Genomic DNA, 660 nt, shown 5'->3' on the forward strand with positions numbered 1-660 from the left:
TATGAGAGTAGATCGCAAAAATTAGAGATTGAAACCTACTTTTCAAATAGGCAAGGCATGAAGTATGATTCTAGACTAGATTCAATGCAAGATAACGACATCCTAATGGTGCTCCAAGGTAAAGGGGTCTAGCATTGATGAAACTCAACAATAGATCAAAGAAATCGGAGGAGAACCTTGAGAATACCTTAGGAGAGAGAGAACCACTTAGGGTTTGATGATTCTGAGGACTGAGGAGAAGGGGAGTCAAATCTCCAAGAAACCGAAGGGATTCGGTGGAGAAGACCCAAAATTGCCTAGAGAGCCCTTGACCGCCGCAAGAGATGGAGTGGAAGAGAAAAAAGGCCTGGAATTCTAAGGGGGGCGCTCTGCCCCTTATATAGGCAAGTTTCAGATCAGATGTGTAACAAACTAAGCCACATTCTGAGAATCAATGATGTTTAGTTCACTTTGGAGTTCACATAATCGTTTCTCATCAAGGGGCTTGGTGAAAATATCGACTAATTGATCATTGGTTCCAACATGTGAGATAAAAATATCTCCTTTTATGGCATGGTCTCTCAAGAAATGGTGCAGGATGTCTATGTGTTTGGTTCTAGAGTGCTCACAAGGATTGTAAGTAATCTTGATGGCACTCTCATTGTCACATAGGAGTGGAAT

At 41.7% G+C, this 660-nt stretch carries 1 protein-coding gene; it reads right to left on the reverse strand.

Translation table 11 applies throughout. The annotated features are described in order from the left end of the window. Positions 1 to 411: 411 nt before the first annotated feature. The coding region (locus ACQY8X_RS21005; protein WP_428037075.1) for a Ty1/Copia family ribonuclease HI at positions 412 to 660 on the reverse strand (249 nt) is incomplete at its 5' end.

The organism is Amphritea sp., assembly GCF_050300915.1.
Taxonomy (GTDB): domain Bacteria; phylum Pseudomonadota; class Gammaproteobacteria; order Pseudomonadales; family Balneatricaceae; genus Amphritea.